Below are 18,667 nucleotides of genomic sequence, written 5' to 3'. Positions count from 1 at the left end.
GTGACGACCGGCCAGGAACGGACACGGTCCGAGCCAGTTCCGAAAGACGGTGCTGATGACCGCAGGCTCCGCACTGCTGGCCTTCGACGGGTCGCACATCGACGGTTCGCTGTTCACCTCGATCACGGACCTGGCCCGTGACACCCGGTGGCTCAACGGCTTCGTCGAATGGTGGACCAACGTCCAACTGGGGGTCTTCGCGGTCCTCATGGTCGTGGGCTGGTGGCGGGCCCGGCGGCGGGACGGCGCCGCGATGACGCTGGCACTGGCCGTGCCGGTCAGCGTCGGCGTGGCCTTCGCCTGTGCGGAGGTGGTCAAGAAGATCGTGGCCGAGCAGCGGCCGTGCCGCTCGCTCCCGCACGCCTTCATCGTCGAGACCTGCCCCGTGCCCAACGACTACGCGTTCCCCAGCGGTCACACCACGGTGGCCGCCGCGTCCGTGGCCGCGCTCTTCCTGCTGGACCGCCGGCTCAGCGCCATCGCCGTGCTCTTCGCGGTGCTCGAAGGCTTCACCCGGGTCTACGTCGGTGCCCACTACCCCCACGACGTCATCGGCTCCGCGCTGCTCGCCCTGCCCGTCGCCTACCTCACCAGCCTGGCGCTGCGCCGGGTGGCGACCCCTACGGTGACCCGGCTGCGGGAGCGGCTGCCGATTCCCCTGCTGGTCGCCGCCGACCACCGACCGTCGGACCGGGAGCCGATACGGCCCGCGGACCCCACGCACGCGACGCACGCCACGCATGCCACGCCGTCCGACCACTCCACGGCGTCGGAACGGGCCACCCGCGCCACGCAGTCGCCCCCTTCGCACGGACAAGGCCGGCACGCCCGCCGCTGAGCGAGCGGAAGACGCGGCGGGCGGGTCTGTCCCCCGCGACGCGGATCTCGACGCTCGCCGCCCGCCGGAGTCAGGGGCGGCGGGCCAGGAAGACGAACTCCCGGCCCGGCCGGTCGGGCGCGTCGCGGACCTCCTCCGTCACGAAGCCGGCCGCGGCGAGGTCCCGCTCGACCTCCTCCCGCTCGCGGAAGCGCAGGGTCGAGTCCGACGTCAGGACCTCCCCGTCGGTCGCGAAGACGTAGGTCCAGCGGAACGTCACCAACGGCAGGCTGACGTCGGTCAGTCGGACCCAGGTCTCGACGGCGCCGACACCGGGGATCTCGGTCACCCCGTACGTGGACTCGCGGTTCCACTCCTCCCAGCCGCGCCGGGCCGGATCGCGGGTCTCGAACACCAGGTGCCCGCCGGGCCGCAGGGCTTCGTAGGCGCCGCGCAGGGTCCGCCGCCACGCCCGCGGATCGACGATCTGCTGGGCGGCGTTCGCCGTCATCGTCGCGAGGTCCACCGCCAGCGGCGGCAGGTCGGTGGCGTCGCCGTGCAGCCACCGCACCCGCTCGGCCCCCGGCTTGGCCCGGGCCACCTCCACGGACGCCAGGGCCGGGTCGACCCCGACGACCTCGATCCCGCGATCGGCCAGCAGCAGGCCGAAGACCCCGGTCCCGCAGCCGATGTCCAGCACGCTGCGTGCCTCGAACTCCGCCGCGATCCGCAGATACGCGTCGAGGTCGCCGCGGTCGGGGTCGAGCGGGTCGTAGATCGCGGCGAGCCGTGGATGCCCGAAACTCTCGTCAGCCATGGGCCGAACCTAGGGGAAGCGAGTCCCGGCGGCACCCTGTTTTCGGGCGGCGGACCGGTGCCGCGCCGACACGGCGTCGCCCTCCTCCCGCGTCGCCCTGGACCTGGACCCTTGATCCGGCGGAACGCGCGGCGCCCGGGAAGGCACTACACTCGGTGGCCGACGTTGATCGTCGGGTGAATCACCGAACGGCTCTACCGAGGAGACCAGGCATGGCGGGTGACGACGACATCTCCGGGTGAGACCCGGAGCTGACCGGCCACCGGCAGGCGCGTGGAAGCGCCGCCGCCGTGGCTGTGCCGTCGTGCCCATTTCCCGATGCCCCCAGGGCAGAGGTCTCCGTCTGCCCTCGTGACACCCCGAGGTCCTCCCATGTCCGACGCTTCCGTCGTCTGCACGAACCTGTCCTTCTCCTGGCCCGACGACACACCGGTCTTCGACGGCCTCTCCTTCACCACGGGCGGCGGCCGCACCGGCCTGGTCGCGCCCAACGGCGCCGGCAAGAGCACGCTGCTCCGGCTGATCGCCGGCGAACTGCGGCCCAGCGGTGGGTCGGTGACCGTCACCGGCACGCTCGGCCACCTGCCGCAGACCCTCCCCCTGACCGGTGACCTCACGGTGGCCGAGGTGCTGGGGGTCGCCGCGGTGATCCGGGCGCTGGACGCGGTCGAGTCCGGCGACGTGGACGAGCGGCACTTCACGGTGATCGGCGACGACTGGGACATCGAGGAGCGCACCCGCGCGCAGCTCGACCGGCTCGGCCTGCCCGGCCTCGCGCTCGACCGCCGGCTGGGCACCCTCAGCGGCGGTCAGGTCGTCTCGCTCGGCCTCGCCGCCCAACTCCTCAAGCGCCCCGACGTGTTGCTGCTCGACGAGCCCACGAACAACCTCGACCTCGACGCCCGCCACCGGCTGTACGACGTGCTGGAGGAGTGGCACGGCTGCCTGCTGCTGGTCAGCCACGACCGCGCGCTGCTCGACCGTATGGAGCGCATCGCCGAACTCGACAGCGGTGAACTGCGCCTGTACGGGGGCAACTTCACCGCGTACGAGGAGGCCGTGCGGGCCGAGCGGGAGGTCGCGGAGAAGAACGTCCGCAGCGCGGAGCAGGAGTGGAAGCGGGAGAAGCGGGAGTTGCAGCAGGCCCGCGAGCGGGCCGAGCGCCGCGCGGGCAACGCCGCCCGCACCCTCAAGAGCGCGGGCCTGCCGCGCATCTTCGCCGGCACCATGAAACGCGGCGCCCAGGAGTCCGCGGGCCGGGCCGGGCAGACGCACGCCGCCCGGGTCGGCGACGCCAGGGCCCGGCTCGACGACGCCGAGCGGGCGCTGCGCGACGAGCAGGGCATCACCCTGGAACTGCCGGACACCGAGGTCCCCGCCGGGCGCACCGTCTTCCTCGGCGAGGGGATGCGGGTACGGCTCGGCGGCCGGGAGGTGTTCGCCGGCGCGGGAGTCGACCTGACCGTCCGGGGGCCCGAGCGCATCGCGCTGACCGGCCCCAACGGCGCGGGCAAGACGACGCTGCTGCGGCTGATCCAGGGCTCCGTCGGCCCCGACGACTCATCCGGAGCCGACGCCGGTACCGATTCCGAAGCCGGTACCGGTTCCGACCCCGGCTCCGGCGCCCGGCTCGACGCACGGAGCGGGCGGATCAGGCGGGCCGACGGACGGATCGCCTACCTCTCGCAGCGGCTGGACCTGCTGGACCTGGACCGTACGGTCGCCGAGAACTTCGCCGCGTTCGCGCCGCACCGTACGGAGGCGGACCGGATGACCCTGCTCGCGCGCTTCCTCTTCCGCGGTGCCCGCGCCCACCTCCCGGTCGGGGTGCTGTCCGGCGGCGAGCGGCTGCGCGCCACCCTCGCCTGCGTGCTGTGCGCGGAGCCGGCCCCGCAACTGCTGCTCCTGGACGAGCCGACGAACAACCTCGACCTGGTCAGCGCCGGGCGGCTGGAGAGCGCCCTGACGGCGTACCGGGGCGCGTTCGTGGTGGTCAGCCACGACGAGCGGTTCCTGGAGCGGATCGGCGTGGACCGGTGGCTGCGGCTGGCCGGTGGCGAGTTGACCGAGACGGGGGCGCCGCCCGCATGACCCGGGAACCGGCCGGACGCTGGTCGCCCTTCGCCCGTCGCCCGGCGCGGCTGATCCGCTCGGGAAGGTCAGCTCGGGAAGTCAGCTCGGGAAGGTCAGCCGCTCGACCACGTGTTCCGCGATGGCCAGGCACGAAGTGGCCGCGGGAGAGGGGGCGTTGCGTACGGCGGTGACCGGGCCGAGTGCGGAGATCCTGAAGTCGTCGACGAGGTCGCCGTGTTCGTCGAGCGCCTGCGCGCGGACGCCGGCCGGCGCGGCCACCAGGTCCGCGGGGGTCAGGGCGGGGACGTAGCGCGCGGCCTCGGCGGTGAAGGCGCGCTTCGACAGCGAACCGTGCAGTTCGTGCAGCCCGGCCCGCCAGTGCCGTCGGGCCAGCCGGCGGGTGCCGGGCCAGGCCAGCGCCCGGCCCAGTTCGCGCGGGTTGACGTCGCGGCGCCGGTAGCCCTCGCGGGCCAGCGCGAGCACGGCGTTCGGGCCGATGTCGACACTCCCGTCCACCCGGGGCGTGAGGTGCACGCCGAGGAACGGGTACGCCGGGTCCGGCACCGGGTAGACCAGCCCGCGCACCAGCCCGGCCCGCTCCGGACGGAGCCGGTAGTACTCGCCGCGGAACGCCAGGATCGCGGGCGAGGGCGCGTCACCCGCCAGTCGCGCCACCGTGTCGGACTGCAGTCCCGCGCAGATCACCGCACCGCGCAGCGCGTACGCCTGCGGGCCGCAGACCACGGTGACGCCGTCGCCCGGCCCGGGCCGGATCGCGGTGACCTCGCTGCCGAGCAGCAGCCGCCCACCGGCCGCGGCCACCTCGCCGGCCATCGCCCGCGCCACCGCGCGGAAGTCGACGATGGCGGTGGTCGGGGAGTGCAGCGCGGCCAACCCCCTGACCTCGGGCTCGATGTCGCGCAGCGCGGCCGGGTCGAGCCGGCGCACCCCGGGCACGCCGTTGGCGCGGGCCCGCTCCTCCAGCACGCCCAGCCGCTCCACCTCGGCGGGCGAGTGCGCGACGACGACCTTGCCGATCTCCCGGTACGGCAGCTCGTGCCGCGCGCAGAAGTCCTTGAGCAGCCCGACCCCGCGCCGGCACAGCGTGGCCTTGAGCGAGCCGGGCGGGTAGTACAGGCCGGAGTGGACGACACCGGAGTTGTGCCCCGACTGGTGCACGGCGACCTCCGCCTCCTTGTCGAAGACGACCACCTCGGCCCCGCGCAGGGCCAGTCGGCGCGCCACGGCCAGGCCGACCAGCCCGGCGCCCACCACCCCGACGGGCTTGGCCGGGGTACGGCCGCCGGTGGCCGGCCGGGGTCCTGCGTCTGCTGACATCGCGGCCGTACCTTCTTCCGCTGCTTCCACTGCTTCCGCCGGATCGCCCGTCACGTGCCCCGAGCATAGAAGCGACCGGACCGAACCGTACGGTTCACGCGGGCAGCGCGGCCAGCCACTCCGTGAGGTGCCGGTTCACCTCCTCGGGACGCTCCTGCTGGAGGAAGTGGCCGCCGCCGTCGAGGAGATGGGAGCCGACCAGGCCCGGCAGGGTGACCGGGTACGCCTTGATCGCGTCGGCCAGCCAGGTGGTGGACGCGTCCAGGGAGCCGCCCAGGAACAGGGACGGCTGCGTGATGGCGGCGCCGTCGTACGCGGCGAGGTCCGCCCAGTCCCGGTCCATGCTGCGGTAGCGGTTCAGCGCGCCCGTCAGCCCGGTCCGCTCGAACTCACCCGCGTAGAAGTCGAGTTCGTCCTCACTGAGCCAGCCGGGAAGACCGGAACCGGCACCCGGGCCCGAGCCTGCCACGGCGGGGAAGCGGTCCCGCAGCCGCCCGCCGCGCGTCACGAAGTGCGGGTCCGGCGCCCCCGGCGGCGGCATCGTCTCGGCGGACAGCGCGGCGTAGAACCCGGCCAGCCAGCCGAGCACGTCGGGCTCGATCTCGGCCTCGGCGCGGCCGGGCTGCTGGAAGTAGGAGACGTAGAACTCCTCGTCGCCGCCCATCCCGGCGAAGATCTCGCTGGGCCGCGGGCCGCCGCGCGGGGCGTAGGGCACGCTCAGCAGGCCCACCGCGCGGAACACGTCCGGCCGGAGCAGCGCGCTGTTCGCCGCGATCGTCGCGCCCCAGTCGTGGCCGACCACCACCGCGGAGCGCTCGCCCAGCGCCTCCACCACCGCGGCGTTGTCCGCCACCAGCTCCAGCATCCGGTACGCCGCCGGGTCCGCCGGCTTCGAGGACCGGCCGTAGCCGCGGACGTCGATCGCGACCGCGCGGTACCCGGCCGCGGCCAGCGCGGGCAGTTGGCGGCGCCAGGAGTACCAGGACTCGGGGAAGCCGTGCACGAGCAGTACCAGCGGCCCGCTCCCCCGTTCCACCACGTGGGTGCGCCCCGCGGGTGTCGCGATCATCCGGTGCGTGCCGAGTCCGTCGCCGGTGTGCTGGGTCATGGGTCCTCCCTGATGGGGATGGGGATGCGGATGCCTGGCCGGGTGCCGGGCGGGCCTCCCGGACCGCCCGGACCCGATCATCCGGCGAACCCTCCCCGACCCGCGATCCGCCTTGCCGATCCGGCAAGAAGACATCGGACCGTACGGGAGCCGGCGCCCGACGGCGGCACGCCAGACGCGCGGGCCGGGCGACGCGCGGGCCGGGCGACGCGACGCGACGCGGCAAGGGGCCCGAACAGCCGGCCCTTGCTGCCAGACTGGGGCGATGGAGCCCAGTCACTTCCGTGTCACGCGCGTCAGGCTCAAGCAGTACCGCAGCCTCGCCGAAGCAGACGTCCGGCTCGGGGACCTGGCCTTCCTCGTCGGCCCCAACGGCGCGGGGAAGAGCAACTTCCTCGACGCGCTGCGGCTGGTGTCCGACGGGGTCGGCGGCTCGCTGGCGGAGGCGCTGCGCGAGCGCGGCGGCGCGGCGCAGGTACGGCGCAGGGCCCCGGGCCACCCGGACCGCTTCTCTGTGCGGCTGTCCTTCGAGGGCCCCGACGAGGGCCGCGGCCCGCTCACCGGCACGTACGGCGTGCAGGTCGCGGCCGCGCGCAAGGGCGGGTTCCGGATCACCCGGGAGCGCTGCGAGGTGGCGGCCGGCGAGGCCCGCGCCGCCTTCCGGGTGGCGGACGGCACGCTGACCACGAGCACCGAGCGGAAGCTGCCGCCGGCCGACCCGGGCCGCCTGCTGCTGGCGGAACTCGGCCGGCACAAGGCGTTCGCGGCGGCGCACGCGGGGCTGGCGGGCATCCGGTCGTTCAGCCTCGACCCGGCGGCCATGCGGGCGCCGGCGCCGCCGCAGGACGGCCGGGCGCTGCTGCGCGACGGCGCGAACGCCGCCGCCGTGCTGCACCGGCTGCGCCGGGTCGCCGACGGGGCGGATCTGCGCCGCCTCGACAGCTATCTGCGGCGGATCGTGCCGGGCCTGCGCGGCACCCGCCGGCGGGTGCTGGAGGGCGCGGAGACCGTGGAGTTCACCCAGGACACCGCGGGCTCCGCCCATCCCTGGAAGTTCACCGCGCCCTCGGTGTCGGACGGCACGCTGCGCGCCCTCGGCGTGCTGCTCGCGCTCTTCGCGCCGGTCGACGGACGGTACGGAGTGGTCGCCGTCGAGGAGCCGGAGACCGCGCTGCACCCGGCGGCCGCCGCCGTCCTGCGGGAGGCGCTGCGCGACGCGGCCGACCGGCGGCAGGTCCTCGTCACCAGCCACAGCCCCGAACTGCTCGACCACGAGGACGTCGAGGCGGCGTCCGTGCGCGCGGTCCGCGCCGAGCAGGGGCGCACCACGATCGGCGAACTCGACGAACCTGCCGCGTTCGCGCTGGGCGCCGGACTCGACACGGCCGGGCACCTCCTGCGCACCGAGGGGCTGGTCCCCCGCCCGTCGCCGGCCGCCGACCACGAGCCCGCCACGGGCGCGACGGCGACGTAGCGCCGCCGGCACGGCGCTCAGCCGACCGGGCGCCCCGAACCGCCTTGCGAGGAAAGGGACTTCGCGGGAACGTCCACGGGGAGCCGTAGGCGCGCGGGTGGGCACGGGGTCAGGAGTTCCAGCGGGCCGCGAGGGTGGGGGGCTTGCGGAAGACGAGGCCGCGCGGGGCACTCGGGCGGCTCGCGTCGAGCCGCAGGTGGGGAAGCCGTTCGAAGCAGGCCCGCAGGGCGACGCGGGCTTCGAGCCGGGCCAGGTGCGCGCCGACGCAGAAGTGCGGGCCGTGCGCGAACGCCAACTGGAGCCGGGCGTTGGGGCGGTGGACGTCGAAGCGGTCCGGGTCGGGGAAGACCGCGGGGTCGCGGTTGGCGCCGGCCAGCGAGACGGTGACCAGGTCGCCGGCGCGGACCCGTATGCCCGCCAGGTCCGTGTCGCGGGTGGCGTAGCGGTCCACGACGGCGGCGCCCGGCTCCAGCCGCAGGGACTCCTCGACGGCGTTGTCCAACAGGTCGGGATCGGCGAGGAGTTGGGCCACCAGGTCGGGCTCGCCGAGGATGTGCAGCAGCGCGTTGGCGATCATCGCCTCGGTGGTCTCGATGCCGCCGAAGAGCAACACGGCCGCGTTGGAGGCCAGTTCGGGCAGGTCGAGCCGGCCGTCGGCAGCGGCGGCCACCAGCAGGGAGTCCGCGGAGCCCGCGTCGAGGGTGCCGGCGACCGCCGCGCGCAGCGCCTGGTACGCGGCCGGACCCTCGGCTCCCGCGTCCTCGCCGTGGGTGAGCCGGTCGACGGCCCGCACGATCTGGTCGTACCAGCCCAGGATGGCCGGGACGGGGACGTCGGTCAGCCCCAGCACCTCGGCCATCACCACCGCCGCGAGCGGCCCGGCGAAGTCCCGGCGCAACTCCGCGGCGCCGCGCGGCGCCAGGCCGTCGAGCAGCCGGTCGGCCTCGCGCCGTACGGTCTCGCCGAACGCGGCGTGCACCGCGCGCGGCCGGAACGGGGCCACGAACGGGTCCCGGTGGCGGGCGTGTTCGGGTCCGTCCAGCGAGAGCATGCTCGGGCCGACCACCCGCGCCGTGGTGAACCTCGGGTCGTCCACGGTGAACGCGGCGGCGTCCCGCATGACCTCCACGGCCAGTGCCCGGCCCGTCACCATCCATCCGCCGAGCGCGGGCAGCCACACCACGGGTGCGCGTTCGCGCAGTTCCGCGAGGTGCGGGTGCGGGTCTTCGGCGAGTTCGGCAAGGGTGACCACGTCACGACCCTAACCGGCCCTGCCCCGGCGCCCCCCGCCCGGGCCGCTCCGGGCTGCCCCGGGCTGCCCCGGGCCGGGCGGTCAGTAGCCGCGGCGCAGCGTCGTCGTGTGGGCGTCCTTGAGCCGGTTGGCGCGGCGGCGGCGCTCGTCGGAGAGTTCGGCGACGGCGTGGACGACGGCGGAGAGCACGGCCGCGACGGAGGGGTCGGCGACCTGTGCGGCGAGGTCGGGCGGGAGGTCGACGGGGTCGGCGGGGTCGGGCGCGGGAAGGCCCGCCGACGGGTCCGGCGGCGGGGGCGACGGGTCGGGCCGGTGCCCGGTGACGCCGATGGTCGTGGCGAGGGCGACCAGCACCGGCTCGTCGGCCGCCCAGCGGTGGCCGGCCCGGCGGCGGTCGTCGGTGTCCAGCAGCACCATCCGGCTGCCGCCGAACGCCCACCAGCGCCGCCGGCGCTGCCGGGTGAGCCGGCCCTCGTCGGTGAAGGCGGCCAGATACACGGCGGGCAGCCCGCGGCCGCGGCGCCACAGCCAGTCGTCGAGGGTCTCGAACGGCAGCGTGCGGGACATCGCGACGGCGGCCTCGCCCAGCAGCCGGTCCTCGTGCGGCAGCCGCGCCCCCGGCACGATCCGGCCGCGGTCCAGGGTGGCCGCGCCCGCCCGCAGCAGGTCGACCAGCTCCGCACCGGCGAGCCCGAGCGACAGATCGCCGCGCTCCACGGTCCGGCTGGACGGCATGTCCATCGTGACGGTCAGAAGATCACGCGCTGTGGTCATGGCAGGCTTCCCGTTCCGGGCGACGGCGACCGGCACACGGTCGCTCTCCCGCCGGCCCACCTGCCCGATTATCCCTCCCCCCGGCCCGTCCGGGCAGTCCGACCCGGCGGTGCGACACACGTGGGCCCGGCCGGGCCTACGCCGCCGGCGTCGCGGGCGGCAGCGGGATCGTGAAGTCGTCCTCGACCGGCGGGTCGAGTTCGTGGGCGCGCAGCCCGGTGGCGGCGTAGCACCGTATCCGGATCGACTCGGGGGTGACGTCCAGGCGGAGGAAGTTCTTGAAGAACGGCGGGCTGTAGGTCGCCGAGCCCGGGGAGAGCACCTGGGTGAGCGTGCGGCGGACGGGCAGCCGGAGCCGGAACCGGGATCGGCGGTGCGGGTGGGACGCGACACCCAGCACGGACGCGACGAAGCGGGCCCTGAGCGTCACCGTGCGGTCGGAGGCGCGAACCGGGGTGGTGCCCAGCCGGTGCGCGACGACCGCGGACGCCTGGTCGGGGGTGAGGTCGAAGAGCCGCCGCAGCCGCAGCCTGCGCCCGTAGAGCCGGCTGTAGAAGGCGAGCGAGTCGCCGCGCATCGGGTAGCAGCGGAAGTCGTCCTCACCCACGCCGCCGACCGAGACCCGCGGGATCGTGTGGGTGGCGTGCATGAACGCCCCGCCGCCACCGGAGACGACGTACTCGATCCGGCGGCCACCGACGTCCACCGGGTAGTGCTGGTAGTTGTGGATGTCGCCGCCGATCGCGGCGACGAAGTGGTGCGCGGGGTCGCGGACGACGTCGTCCACGGTGCCGCCGCCGGCTATCGCGCACGGGTGGTGTGCGCCGTCGACGTAGATCGGCGAGCCGGTGACCAGGATCTTCGGCCGCGGTCCGCGCGCGACCCGGCGCAGCCACTCGCCCTGTTCCCGGTCGATGTCGCCGAGCAGCCCGGTGTCGATGCCGATGATCCGTATCGGCCCGCTGTCCATCGCCCAGTACGGGCCCGGCTGGGACGCGGCCTGCACGGGGGCGGAGCGCAGCTGCCGGGCCTGGTCCAGCAGCGCGTCGTCGGGGGTGTCGGGCCGGGCCCACAGCAGGCCCCGCCACCACGCGGCCGACAGCGGGCGGGCCCGGGCGGCGGGCGGCAGGGCCGGGGCGCGGCAGAACACCCGCATGAAGCCGGTGAGGCCGTCGTACCAGTCGTGGTTGCCGGGTATCGCGTAGATCGGCGCGTCGTAGTCGCGGTAGGGGCGGAAGAACTTCGTCGGGTAGTCGTTGCCGGTGCCGACCGGGTAGATGACGTCGCTGCACACCACCGCGTAGCGGGTGCCGGCGCCTTCCTTGAGCAGGCCGGGGACCACCGCGTACTGCGGGCCGTCGCCCTCGCCGGTGTCGCCGAGCAGCATGAAGGAGAACGTGTCGGGGTCGTCCCGGGTGATCACCAGGTCGCCCTCGGCGGCGCCGCGTTCGGTCTGGGCGCCGACCCAGCGCTGCCGGTCGGTCCCGGTCGGGTCGCCGAAGATCGAGGCGAGCGGGCCGTTGCGGGCCCGCCACAGGGTGGCCGGGTTCAGCCAGGAGAGTTCGACCACCCGGGGCGGCATCAACTCCCGGTAGCGGCCGGGTTCCTGGTCCTGCCAGCCGGCACCGGCCGACGAGTCACGCGAGGAGGCGGGCATCGGCGCACTGTGGCACACTCCCGGGCCCGGGTCCAGGGACGGTGGCCGGGCTACGACGGGTCCCGGCCGCGCGTCGTACGGCCCGGCGCCGGTGTCAACAGCGCGTCAAGGTACGGGTGATCGGCGCCAGGAAGTCGTCAACGCGCCCGGCCGCACGGCGTGCCCTCGGCTTGCGTGGACCGGATGATCCCGGAACACGACCCGGCCGGGCCCTCGGCCCGCCGCCCGGCGCCCACGCACGCCCAGGCCCAGAACCCGGAACAGGACCCGGAACAGGTCCAGCCGCGAGTGCCCGCGCCCTTCTCGCAATCCTCGGGCTCCCGCTCCTCGGGCTCCCACGCCGCGAGCTCCCACCCCTCGGGCTCCCACGCCGCGAGCTCCCCGCCGACGGGCTCCCCGCCCACGGGCGACGCGTGGGAACCCGCCGGGTGGACGGGCCGGCGCGGGCTGCTCAAGGTGTTCCTGGGCGCGGCCCCCGGCGTCGGCAAGACCTACCGGATGCTGGACGAGGGCCACCGCAGGGCGGAGCGCGGCACGGACGTGGTGGTGGCGCTGGTGGAGTGCCACCAGCGGCCGCACACGCTGGCGCTGGTGGAGGGCCTGGAAGTGGTGCCCCGGCTGGAGCGGGAGTACCGCGGCACCGTGGTCGGCGAGATGGACCTGGCGGCGGTGCTGGCCCGCCGCCCCGAGGTCGCGCTGGTGGACGAGCTGCCGCACTCCAACCCGCCCGGCATGCGCAACGCCAAGCGCTGGCAGGACGTCGAGACGCTGCTCGCGGCGGGCATCGACGTGGTCACCACCGTCAACATCCAGCACCTGGAGTCGGTCAACGACGTGGTCGAGAAGATCACGGAGGTGCCGCAGCGCGAGACGGTGCCCGACGAGATGGTGCGCCGCGCCCACCAGATCGAGCTGGTGGACATGCCGGCGGAGGCGCTGCGCCGCCGGATGGCGCACGGCAACGTCTACGGCGCGGAGAAGGTCGACGCGGCCCTCGCCAACTACTTCCGGATCGGGAACCTGACCGCGCTGCGGGAGCTGGCGCTGCTGTGGGTGGCGGGGCGGGTGGACGAGGCGCTGCACCACTACCGCAGCGAGCACGGCATAGGGCGGGTGTGGGAGACCAAGGAACGCGTGGTGGTGGCGCTGACCGGCGGCCCGGAGGGCGAGACGCTGATCCGCCGGGCGGCGCGGATCGCCGACCGGTCGGCGGGCGGCGCCCCGCCGGGCATCGACGGGGGCCGGGACCTGCTGGCGGTGCACGTGGCGCGCAGCGACGGGCTGGCGGTGGGCGCCTCGCCGGCCGCGCTGGCCCGGCAGCGGCAGCTCGTGGAGAGCCTGGGCGGCAGCTACCACTCGGTGGTCGGCGACGACGTGCCGGTGGCGCTGCTGGAGTTCGCCCGCGGGGTGGGGGCGACCCAGCTGGTGCTGGGCACCAGCAGCCGGCGGCGGTGGGAGCGGCTGCTGACCGGGCGGGGCATCGGCGAGACCACGGTGGGCAGTTCGGCGGACATCGACGTGCACATGGTCACCCATGAGCGGGCCGGGCACGGCCGGCTGCTGCCCTCGCGGCGCCGCACCCTGACCACCTGGCGGCTGGTGGCGGGGCCGGTGAGCGGGCTGGTGCTGCCGCTGGCGCTCACCGCGGTCCTCGCGGGCAACCGCGGCAGCCTCAATCTGACCAGCGAGGCGCTGCTGTTCCTGCTGGCGGTGGTCGGGGTGGCGTGCTTCGGCGGGGTGGTCTCGGCGGTGGTGGCGTCGGTGACCGCGTCGCTGCTGCTGAACTACTACTTCATCCCGCCGGTGGGGCAGTTCACCATCGCCGAGCCCAACAACATCCTGGCGCTCGCGGTGTTCGTGGTGGTCGCGGGCACGGTCGCGGCCGTCGTGGACCGCTCGCTGCGGCTGTCGCGCCGGGCGGCCCGGGCCACCGCCGAGGCCGAGACGCTGTCGTCCCTGGCGGGCAGCATCGTCCGCGGCGGCGACGCGCTGCCCGCGCTGCTGGAACGGGCCCGCGAGACGTTCGGGATGGACAGCGCCGAACTGGTCCCGGCGGAGCCGAGCGGTACGGCCCCGGCGCAGGCGAGCGGTACGGGCCCGGCGGGCAGCGGCGATACGGCCGTCGGCGGCGGTACGGCGGGCAGCGGCGGTCCGCAGGGCCCCCGCGGCACAGCCACCGGCACCACGCCCCCCACCCCCGCCACCGCGGCCACCCCCGCCTCCGGCATCAGCGCCGCCACCGGCACCGGCCCGTGCGACGGCAGCGCGGGCGCCGCCGTCCGGGTGCCCGCGGGCGACGGCATGGTGCTGCTGCTGCGCGGCCGGCCGCTCTCCGCCTCCGACCAGCGCGTGCTGGCCGCCTTCGCCGCCCACGTGTCCGGGGCGGCCGAGCGGGCCAGGCTCGCCGAGGCCGCCGCCGAGGTGGAGCCGGTGAAGGCCGCGGACCGGATGCGTACGGCGCTGCTCGCCGCGGTCAGCCACGACCTGCGCACCCCGCTGGCGGTCGGCTGGGCCGCGGTCAGCTCGCTGCGCAGCCAGGACGTGGAGTTCTCGGCCGAGGACCGCGAGGAGCTGCTCGCCACCGCCGAGGAGTCGCTGGCCCGGCTGAGCCGGCTGGTGGACAACCTGCTGGACATGAGCCGGCTCCAGGCGGGCGCCCTGCGGCTGCGGCTGCGGGCCACCGCGCTGGAGGAGGTGCTGCCGGCCGCGCTGGAGTCGCTGCCCGCCGACGCCCCGGGCATCGACACCCGCGGCCTGGAGCGGGCCCCGGCCGTCCTGGCCGATCCACCGCTGCTGGAGCGCGTGATCGCCAACCTGCTGGCCAACGCGGTACGGCACGCGCCGGCCCGGCGGCCGGTCGTGCTGACCGCGAGCGCGCTGGGCGGCCGGGTGGAGCTGCGGGTGATCGACCGCGGCCCGGGGATGCCCGCGCGGGACCGTGAGCGGGCCTTCGAGCCGTTCCAGCGGATGGGCGACCGCGACAACGGCACCGGGCTCGGCCTGGGCCTGGCGCTGGCCCGCGGCCTGGCCGAGGCGATGCACGGCTCCCTCACCCCCGAGGACACCCCCGGCGGCGGCCTGACGATGGTGCTGTCGCTGCCCGCCGCGGGTCCCGCGCCGGAGCCGGTCCCCTACCCGGACCCCGACCCGGAGCGGCCGTAGTCGCCGGCTCTGCCCGGTCCCCGCCTCGGCCGTGCCCCGGCGTCAAGACGCCGTCAAGGCCGCAGGTGAGCGCGTCAGGAAGGCGCTAACGGGGAGTTCCCGGCCGGCCGGGGAGGGATTCAGTAAGGAGGCCGACCGGCAACCGGTCGGCATCGCCCACCGGCCGGCGCACGGCTCGTGGGCGGTCCCGTCCCCTTCGACCGACTGCCCGGGGTGCCTTCGCATGCCAGACCTCCTGTTCATCCTTCTCACCGTCGCGGTGTTCACCGTCATCGGCCTCATAGCCAAGGGGGTGGAGCGGCTGTGAGCGCGGAGAACATCGTCGGACTCGTCGTCGCCGTGGCCCTGGTCGGTTACCTGGTGCTGGCCCTGATCCACCCGGAGAAGTTCTAGTGAACGACACCCTCGCGGGCTGGCTGCAGATCCTCGCGCTGCTCGCCGTACTCGCCCTGTCCTACCGGCCGTTGGGCGACTACATGGCCCATGTGCTGACCTCCGCCCGGCATCTGCGGGTGGAGCGGCTGATCTACCGCGTCGGCGGGGTCGACGGCGACGCCGACCAGCGCTGGCCGGTCTACCTGCGCAGCGTGCTGGCGTTCTCCGCGGTCTCCGTGCTGTTCCTGTACGGGCTGCAACGGCTCCAGAACCACCTGCTGCTGGCGATCGGCATGAAGGCGGTGACGCCGGGCGTGGCCTTCAACACCGCGGCGTCGTTCGTCACCAACACCAACTGGCAGTCGTACTCGGGCGAGACCACGATGGGCCACCTGGTGCAGATGGCCGGGCTCGCGGTGCAGAACTTCGTGTCGGCCGCGGTGGGCATCGCGGTCGTCGCGGCCCTGATCCGCGGCTTCACCCGCAAGCGCACCGACCGGGTCGGCAACTTCTGGGTGGACCTGACCCGGATCGTGCTGCGGGTGCTGCTGCCGATCGCGTTCGTCTTCGCGATCGTGCTGGTCGCGGCCGGCGCGGTGCAGAACTTCCACGGCGTGCAGTCGATCTCCACACTCGTCGGCGACCACCAGAGCCTCACCGGCGGACCGGTCGCCTCGCAGGAGGTGATCAAGGAACTCGGCACCAACGGCGGCGGCTTCTACAACGCCAACTCCGCCCACCCGTTCGAGAACCCCAACGCGTTCACCAACCTGGTGGAGATCTACCTGCTGCTGGTGATCGCGGTCAGCCTGCCGCGCACCTTCGGCAAGATGGTCGGCGACAAGCGCCAGGGCTACGCGATCCTCGCCGTGATGGCGCTGATCTGGGCCGCGTCGGTGGCCGTGATCACCGTCAACGAGCTGCACAGCGTGCACAGCGCGGCGGGCCACGCGGCCGGCGGGATGATGGAGGGCAAGGAGCAGCGGATCGGCGTGTGGGGGTCGGCGCTGTTCGCCACGTCCACCACGCTGACCTCGACCGGCGCGGTCGACTCCTTCCACGACTCGTACTCGCCGCTCGGCGGCGGCATGACGATCTTCAACATGATGCTGGGCGAGATCGCGCCCGGCGGCACCGGCTCCGGCCTGTACGGCATCCTCGTCCTGGCGATCATCGCGGTCTTCGTGGCCGGGCTGATGGTCGGCCGCACCCCGGAGTACCTGGGCAAGAAGCTCGGCGGCCGGGAGATGAAGTTCGCGTCGCTGTACATCCTCACCACCCCCGCGGTGGTGCTGGTCGGCGCGGGGCTGGCGATGGCGCTGCCCGGTGAGCGGGCCGGGATGCTCAACTCCGGTGCGCACGGCTTCTCCGAGGTGCTGTACGCCTTCACCTCCGCCGCCAACAACAACGGCTCGGCGTTCGCCGGTCTGTCGGTCAACACCAACTGGTACAACACCGCGCTCGGCCTGGCGATGCTCGTCGGCCGGTTCCTGCCGATGGTGTTCGTGCTCGCGCTGGCCGGCTCGCTCGGCAAGCAGCAGCCGGTGCCCGCGACCGCGGGCACGCTGCCCACCCACCGGCCGCAGTTCGTCGGCCTGCTCACCGCGGTGATCGTCATCGTGGTCGGGCTCACCTACTTCCCGGCGCTCGCGCTGGGACCGCTCGCGGAAGGTCTGCACTGATGTCGTCCCTGACCACTCTGGAACCCCCCGCGTCACCGGGGCCGGCGCCGCAGCGCCAGGAGCAGCACCGGGTCTCCGGCGGCATGCTGGACCCCAAGCAGCTGCTCACCTCGCTGCCGGACGCGTGCCGCAAGCTCGACCCCCGGGTGATGGTGAAGAACCCGGTGATGTTCGTGGTCGAGGTCGGCTCGGTGCTGACCACCCTGGACGCGATCAAGGACCCGAGCGTCTTCGCCTGGGTGATCACCGTGTGGCTGTGGCTGACCGTGGTGTTCGCCAACCTCTCCGAGGCGGTCGCCGAAGGGCGCGGCAAGGCGCAGGCCGAGACGCTGCGCCGGACCAAGACCGCCACCGTCGCCCGCCGGCTGGCCTCCTTCCGGCCCGGCGCGCCGGGAGCGGAGGAGGAGGTGCCCGCCTCCGCGCTGCGGCTGGGCGACCACGTGGTGGTCGAGGCCGGGCAGACCATCCCCGGTGACGGCGACGTCGTGGAGGGCGTCGCGTCCGTCGACGAGTCCGCGATCACCGGCGAGTCCGCGCCGGTGATCCGCGAGTCCGGCGGCGACCGCTGCGCGGTGACCGGCGGCACCTCGGTGCTCTCCGACCGGATCGTCGTGAAGATCACCTCCAAGCCCGGTGAGACCTTCATCGACCGGATGATCGCGCTGGTGGAGGGCGCGGCCCGGCAGCGTACGCCGAACGAGATCGCGCTCAACATCCTGCTGGCGTCGCTGACCATCGTCTTCCTGCTCGCCGTGGTGACGCTCCAGCCGTTCGCGATCTACGCGGGCGCCGAGCAGTCGCTGGTGATCCTGGTGTCGCTGGTGGTGGCGCTGATCCCGACCACGATCGGGGCGCTGCTGTCGGCGATCGGCATCGCCGGCATGGACCGGCTGGTGCAGCGCAACGTGCTGGCGATGTCCGGGCGCGCGGTCGAGGCCGCGGGTGACGTGACCACGCTGCTGCTGGACAAGACCGGCACCATCACCCTCGGCAACCGGCAGGCCGCGGAGTTCCTCCCGGCCGAGGGTGTCACCGCCGAGCAGCTCGCCGACGCGGCCCAGCTGTCCTCGCTGGCCGACGAGACGCCCGAGGGCCGCTCGATCGTGGTGCTCGCCAAGGAGCGCTACGGGCTGCGGGCCCGCGCCGAAGGACGGCTGCCGCGGGCGGAGTTCGTGCCGTTCACCGCGCAGACCAGGATGAGCGGGGTGGACCTCGCCGAGGACGGCGGGCAGCGCAGCCTGCGCAAGGGCGCCACGAGCGCGGTGATGCAGTGGATACGGGACAACGGCGGCCGCCCAGCCGAGGACGTCGGCCCGCTGGTCGACGCGATCGCGGGCGGCGGCGGCACCCCGCTGGTCGTCGGCGAGGTCGTCCGCCGGGACGGGACGGCCACCGCCAAGGTGCTCGGCGTGATCAACCTCAAGGACGTCGTCAAGGCCGGCATGCGCGAACGCTTCGACGAGCTGCGCCGGATGGGCATCCGCACCGTGATGATCACCGGCGACAACCCGCTCACCGCCAAGGCCATCGCCGACGAGGCCGGCGTCGACGACTTCCTCGCCGAGGCCACCCCCGAAGACAAGATGGCGCTCATCAAACGGGAGCAGGCCGGCGGCAAACTCGTCGCGATGACCGGCGACGGCACCAACGACGCGCCCGCCCTCGCCCAGGCCGACGTCGGCGTCGCCATGAACACCGGCACCTCGGCCGCCAAGGAGGCCGGGAACATGGTGGACCTGGACTCCAACCCCACCAAGCTCATCGAGATCGTCGAGATCGGCAAGCAACTGCTCATCACCCGGGGCGCGTTGACGACCTTCTCGATCGCCAACGACGTCGCGAAGTACTTCGCGATCATCCCGGCGATGTTCGCCGGGGTCTACCCGGGCCTGCGCCACCTCAACGTGATGGACCTGCACAGCCCGACCTCGGCGATCACCTCCGCGATCGTGTTCAACGCGCTGATCATCGTGGTGCTGATCCCGCTGGCGCTGCGCGGGGTGCGCTACAAGCCGTCGTCGGCCTCGGCGCTGCTCAGCCGCAACATCTGGGTGTACGGCCTGGGCGGCCTGGTCCTGCCGTTCGTCGGCATCAAACTCATCGACCTCGTCGTGCAGTTCATCCCCGGACTGAACTGA

General features: G+C 74.3%; 13 protein-coding genes. 7 read left to right on the top strand and 6 right to left on the bottom strand.

Translation table 11 applies throughout. The features are described from left to right. The first annotated feature begins 55 nt into the window (after window positions 1-55). Window positions 56-838, top strand: a complete 783-nt coding sequence (locus OG370_RS32520; protein WP_328470560.1) for a phosphatase PAP2 family protein — start codon at window positions 56-58, stop codon at window positions 836-838. 70 nt (window positions 839-908) lie between these two features. Here the strand turns inward: OG370_RS32520 and OG370_RS32515 are convergent, their stop codons facing one another. Next, complete coding sequence (locus tag OG370_RS32515) at window positions 909-1,634, bottom strand: class I SAM-dependent methyltransferase (RefSeq protein WP_328470558.1); 726 nt, start codon at window positions 1,632-1,634, stop codon at window positions 909-911. A gap of 372 nt (window positions 1,635-2,006) precedes the next feature. Between OG370_RS32515 and OG370_RS32510 the strand changes: the two genes are divergently transcribed. Next, entirely contained in the window at window positions 2,007-3,725 is a 1,719-nt protein-coding gene (locus OG370_RS32510; protein WP_328470556.1) for an ABC-F family ATP-binding cassette domain-containing protein, read from the top strand. Window positions 3,726-3,806: 81 nt separating this feature from the next. Here the strand turns inward: OG370_RS32510 and lhgO are convergent, their stop codons facing one another. Then, the gene (lhgO, locus tag OG370_RS32505) at window positions 3,807-5,045 is read right to left on the bottom strand and encodes an L-2-hydroxyglutarate oxidase (protein ID WP_328470554.1); all 1,239 of its coding nucleotides are present in this window, start codon (window positions 5,043-5,045) and stop codon (window positions 3,807-3,809) included. Between the two features lie 94 nt (window positions 5,046-5,139). After that, a complete protein-coding gene (locus tag OG370_RS32500; RefSeq protein ID WP_328470552.1) occupies window positions 5,140-6,153 on the bottom strand; it encodes an alpha/beta fold hydrolase in 1,014 nt (337 codons plus the stop codon). A gap of 265 nt (window positions 6,154-6,418) precedes the next feature. On the opposite strand from OG370_RS32500, the gene OG370_RS32495 reads away from it, so the two are divergent. Beyond that, window positions 6,419-7,627, top strand: a complete 1,209-nt coding sequence (locus tag OG370_RS32495; RefSeq protein ID WP_328470550.1) for an AAA family ATPase — start codon at window positions 6,419-6,421, stop codon at window positions 7,625-7,627. A 109-nt stretch (window positions 7,628-7,736) separates the two neighbouring features. Here OG370_RS32495 and OG370_RS32490 read toward each other — a convergent pair whose 3' ends face one another. The 3 genes from OG370_RS32490 to OG370_RS32480 all read right to left on the bottom strand — a co-directional run bounded on the left by OG370_RS32490 (window position 7,737) and on the right by OG370_RS32480 (window position 11,310). Continuing rightward, a complete protein-coding gene (locus OG370_RS32490) occupies window positions 7,737-8,879 on the bottom strand; it encodes a cytochrome P450 (protein ID WP_328470548.1) in 1,143 nt (380 codons plus the stop codon). 81 nt (window positions 8,880-8,960) lie between these two features. After that, window positions 8,961-9,653, bottom strand: coding sequence for a GPP34 family phosphoprotein (locus tag OG370_RS32485; protein ID WP_328470546.1), 693 nt, complete (start codon window positions 9,651-9,653; stop codon window positions 8,961-8,963). 136 nt (window positions 9,654-9,789) lie between these two features. Continuing rightward, entirely contained in the window at window positions 9,790-11,310 is a 1,521-nt protein-coding gene (locus OG370_RS32480; protein ID WP_328470544.1) for a metallophosphoesterase family protein, read from the bottom strand. Window positions 11,311-11,493: 183 nt separating this feature from the next. On the opposite strand from OG370_RS32480, the gene OG370_RS32475 reads away from it, so the two are divergent. From OG370_RS32475 to kdpB, 4 genes are all read left to right on the top strand, one after another. Further along, window positions 11,494-14,472: a sensor histidine kinase gene (locus OG370_RS32475; RefSeq protein WP_328470542.1), complete on the top strand. Its 2,979-nt coding sequence runs from the start codon at window positions 11,494-11,496 to the stop codon at window positions 14,470-14,472. 303 nt (window positions 14,473-14,775) lie between these two features. Then, window positions 14,776-14,865, top strand: coding sequence for a K(+)-transporting ATPase subunit F (gene kdpF / locus OG370_RS32470; RefSeq protein WP_328470540.1), 90 nt, complete (start codon window positions 14,776-14,778; stop codon window positions 14,863-14,865). Then, window positions 14,865-16,529: a potassium-transporting ATPase subunit KdpA gene (gene kdpA, locus OG370_RS32465; RefSeq protein ID WP_328470538.1), complete on the top strand. Its 1,665-nt coding sequence runs from the start codon at window positions 14,865-14,867 to the stop codon at window positions 16,527-16,529. The genes kdpF and kdpA overlap by 1 nt, the downstream gene beginning before the upstream one ends. Next, window positions 16,529-18,667 (top strand): potassium-transporting ATPase subunit KdpB, encoded by a 2,139-nt coding sequence (gene kdpB / locus OG370_RS32460; RefSeq protein WP_443060788.1) that lies wholly within the window; start codon window positions 16,529-16,531, stop codon window positions 18,665-18,667. Before kdpA ends, kdpB begins: the two co-directional genes overlap by 1 nt.

Source organism: Streptomyces sp. NBC_00448 (genome assembly GCF_036014115.1).
Classification (GTDB): Bacteria; Actinomycetota; Actinomycetes; order Streptomycetales; family Streptomycetaceae; genus Actinacidiphila.
The sequence above is the reverse complement of the archived record's forward strand: the minus strand, read 5'-3'. Positions and strand labels throughout refer to the sequence as shown.

Bases quoted from the DNA above. Each gene is read 5' to 3' on its own strand.
- OG370_RS32520 (WP_328470560.1), top strand. From the start codon at position 56: ATGACCGCAGGCTCCGCACTGCTGGCCTTCGACGGGTCGCACATCGAC.
- OG370_RS32515 (WP_328470558.1), bottom strand. From the start codon at position 1,634: ATGGCTGACGAGAGTTTCGGGCATCCACGGCTCGCCGCGATCTACGAC.
- OG370_RS32510 (WP_328470556.1), top strand. From the start codon at position 2,007: ATGTCCGACGCTTCCGTCGTCTGCACGAACCTGTCCTTCTCCTGGCCC.
- lhgO (WP_328470554.1), bottom strand. From the start codon at position 5,045: ATGTCAGCAGACGCAGGACCCCGGCCGGCCACCGGCGGCCGTACCCCG.
- OG370_RS32500 (WP_328470552.1), bottom strand. From the start codon at position 6,153: ATGACCCAGCACACCGGCGACGGACTCGGCACGCACCGGATGATCGCG.
- OG370_RS32495 (WP_328470550.1), top strand. From the start codon at position 6,419: ATGGAGCCCAGTCACTTCCGTGTCACGCGCGTCAGGCTCAAGCAGTAC.
- OG370_RS32485 (WP_328470546.1), bottom strand. From the start codon at position 9,653: ATGACCACAGCGCGTGATCTTCTGACCGTCACGATGGACATGCCGTCC.
- OG370_RS32480 (WP_328470544.1), bottom strand. From the start codon at position 11,310: ATGCCCGCCTCCTCGCGTGACTCGTCGGCCGGTGCCGGCTGGCAGGAC.
- OG370_RS32475 (WP_328470542.1), top strand. From the start codon at position 11,494: ATGATCCCGGAACACGACCCGGCCGGGCCCTCGGCCCGCCGCCCGGCG.
- kdpB (WP_443060788.1), top strand. From the start codon at position 16,529: ATGTCGTCCCTGACCACTCTGGAACCCCCCGCGTCACCGGGGCCGGCG.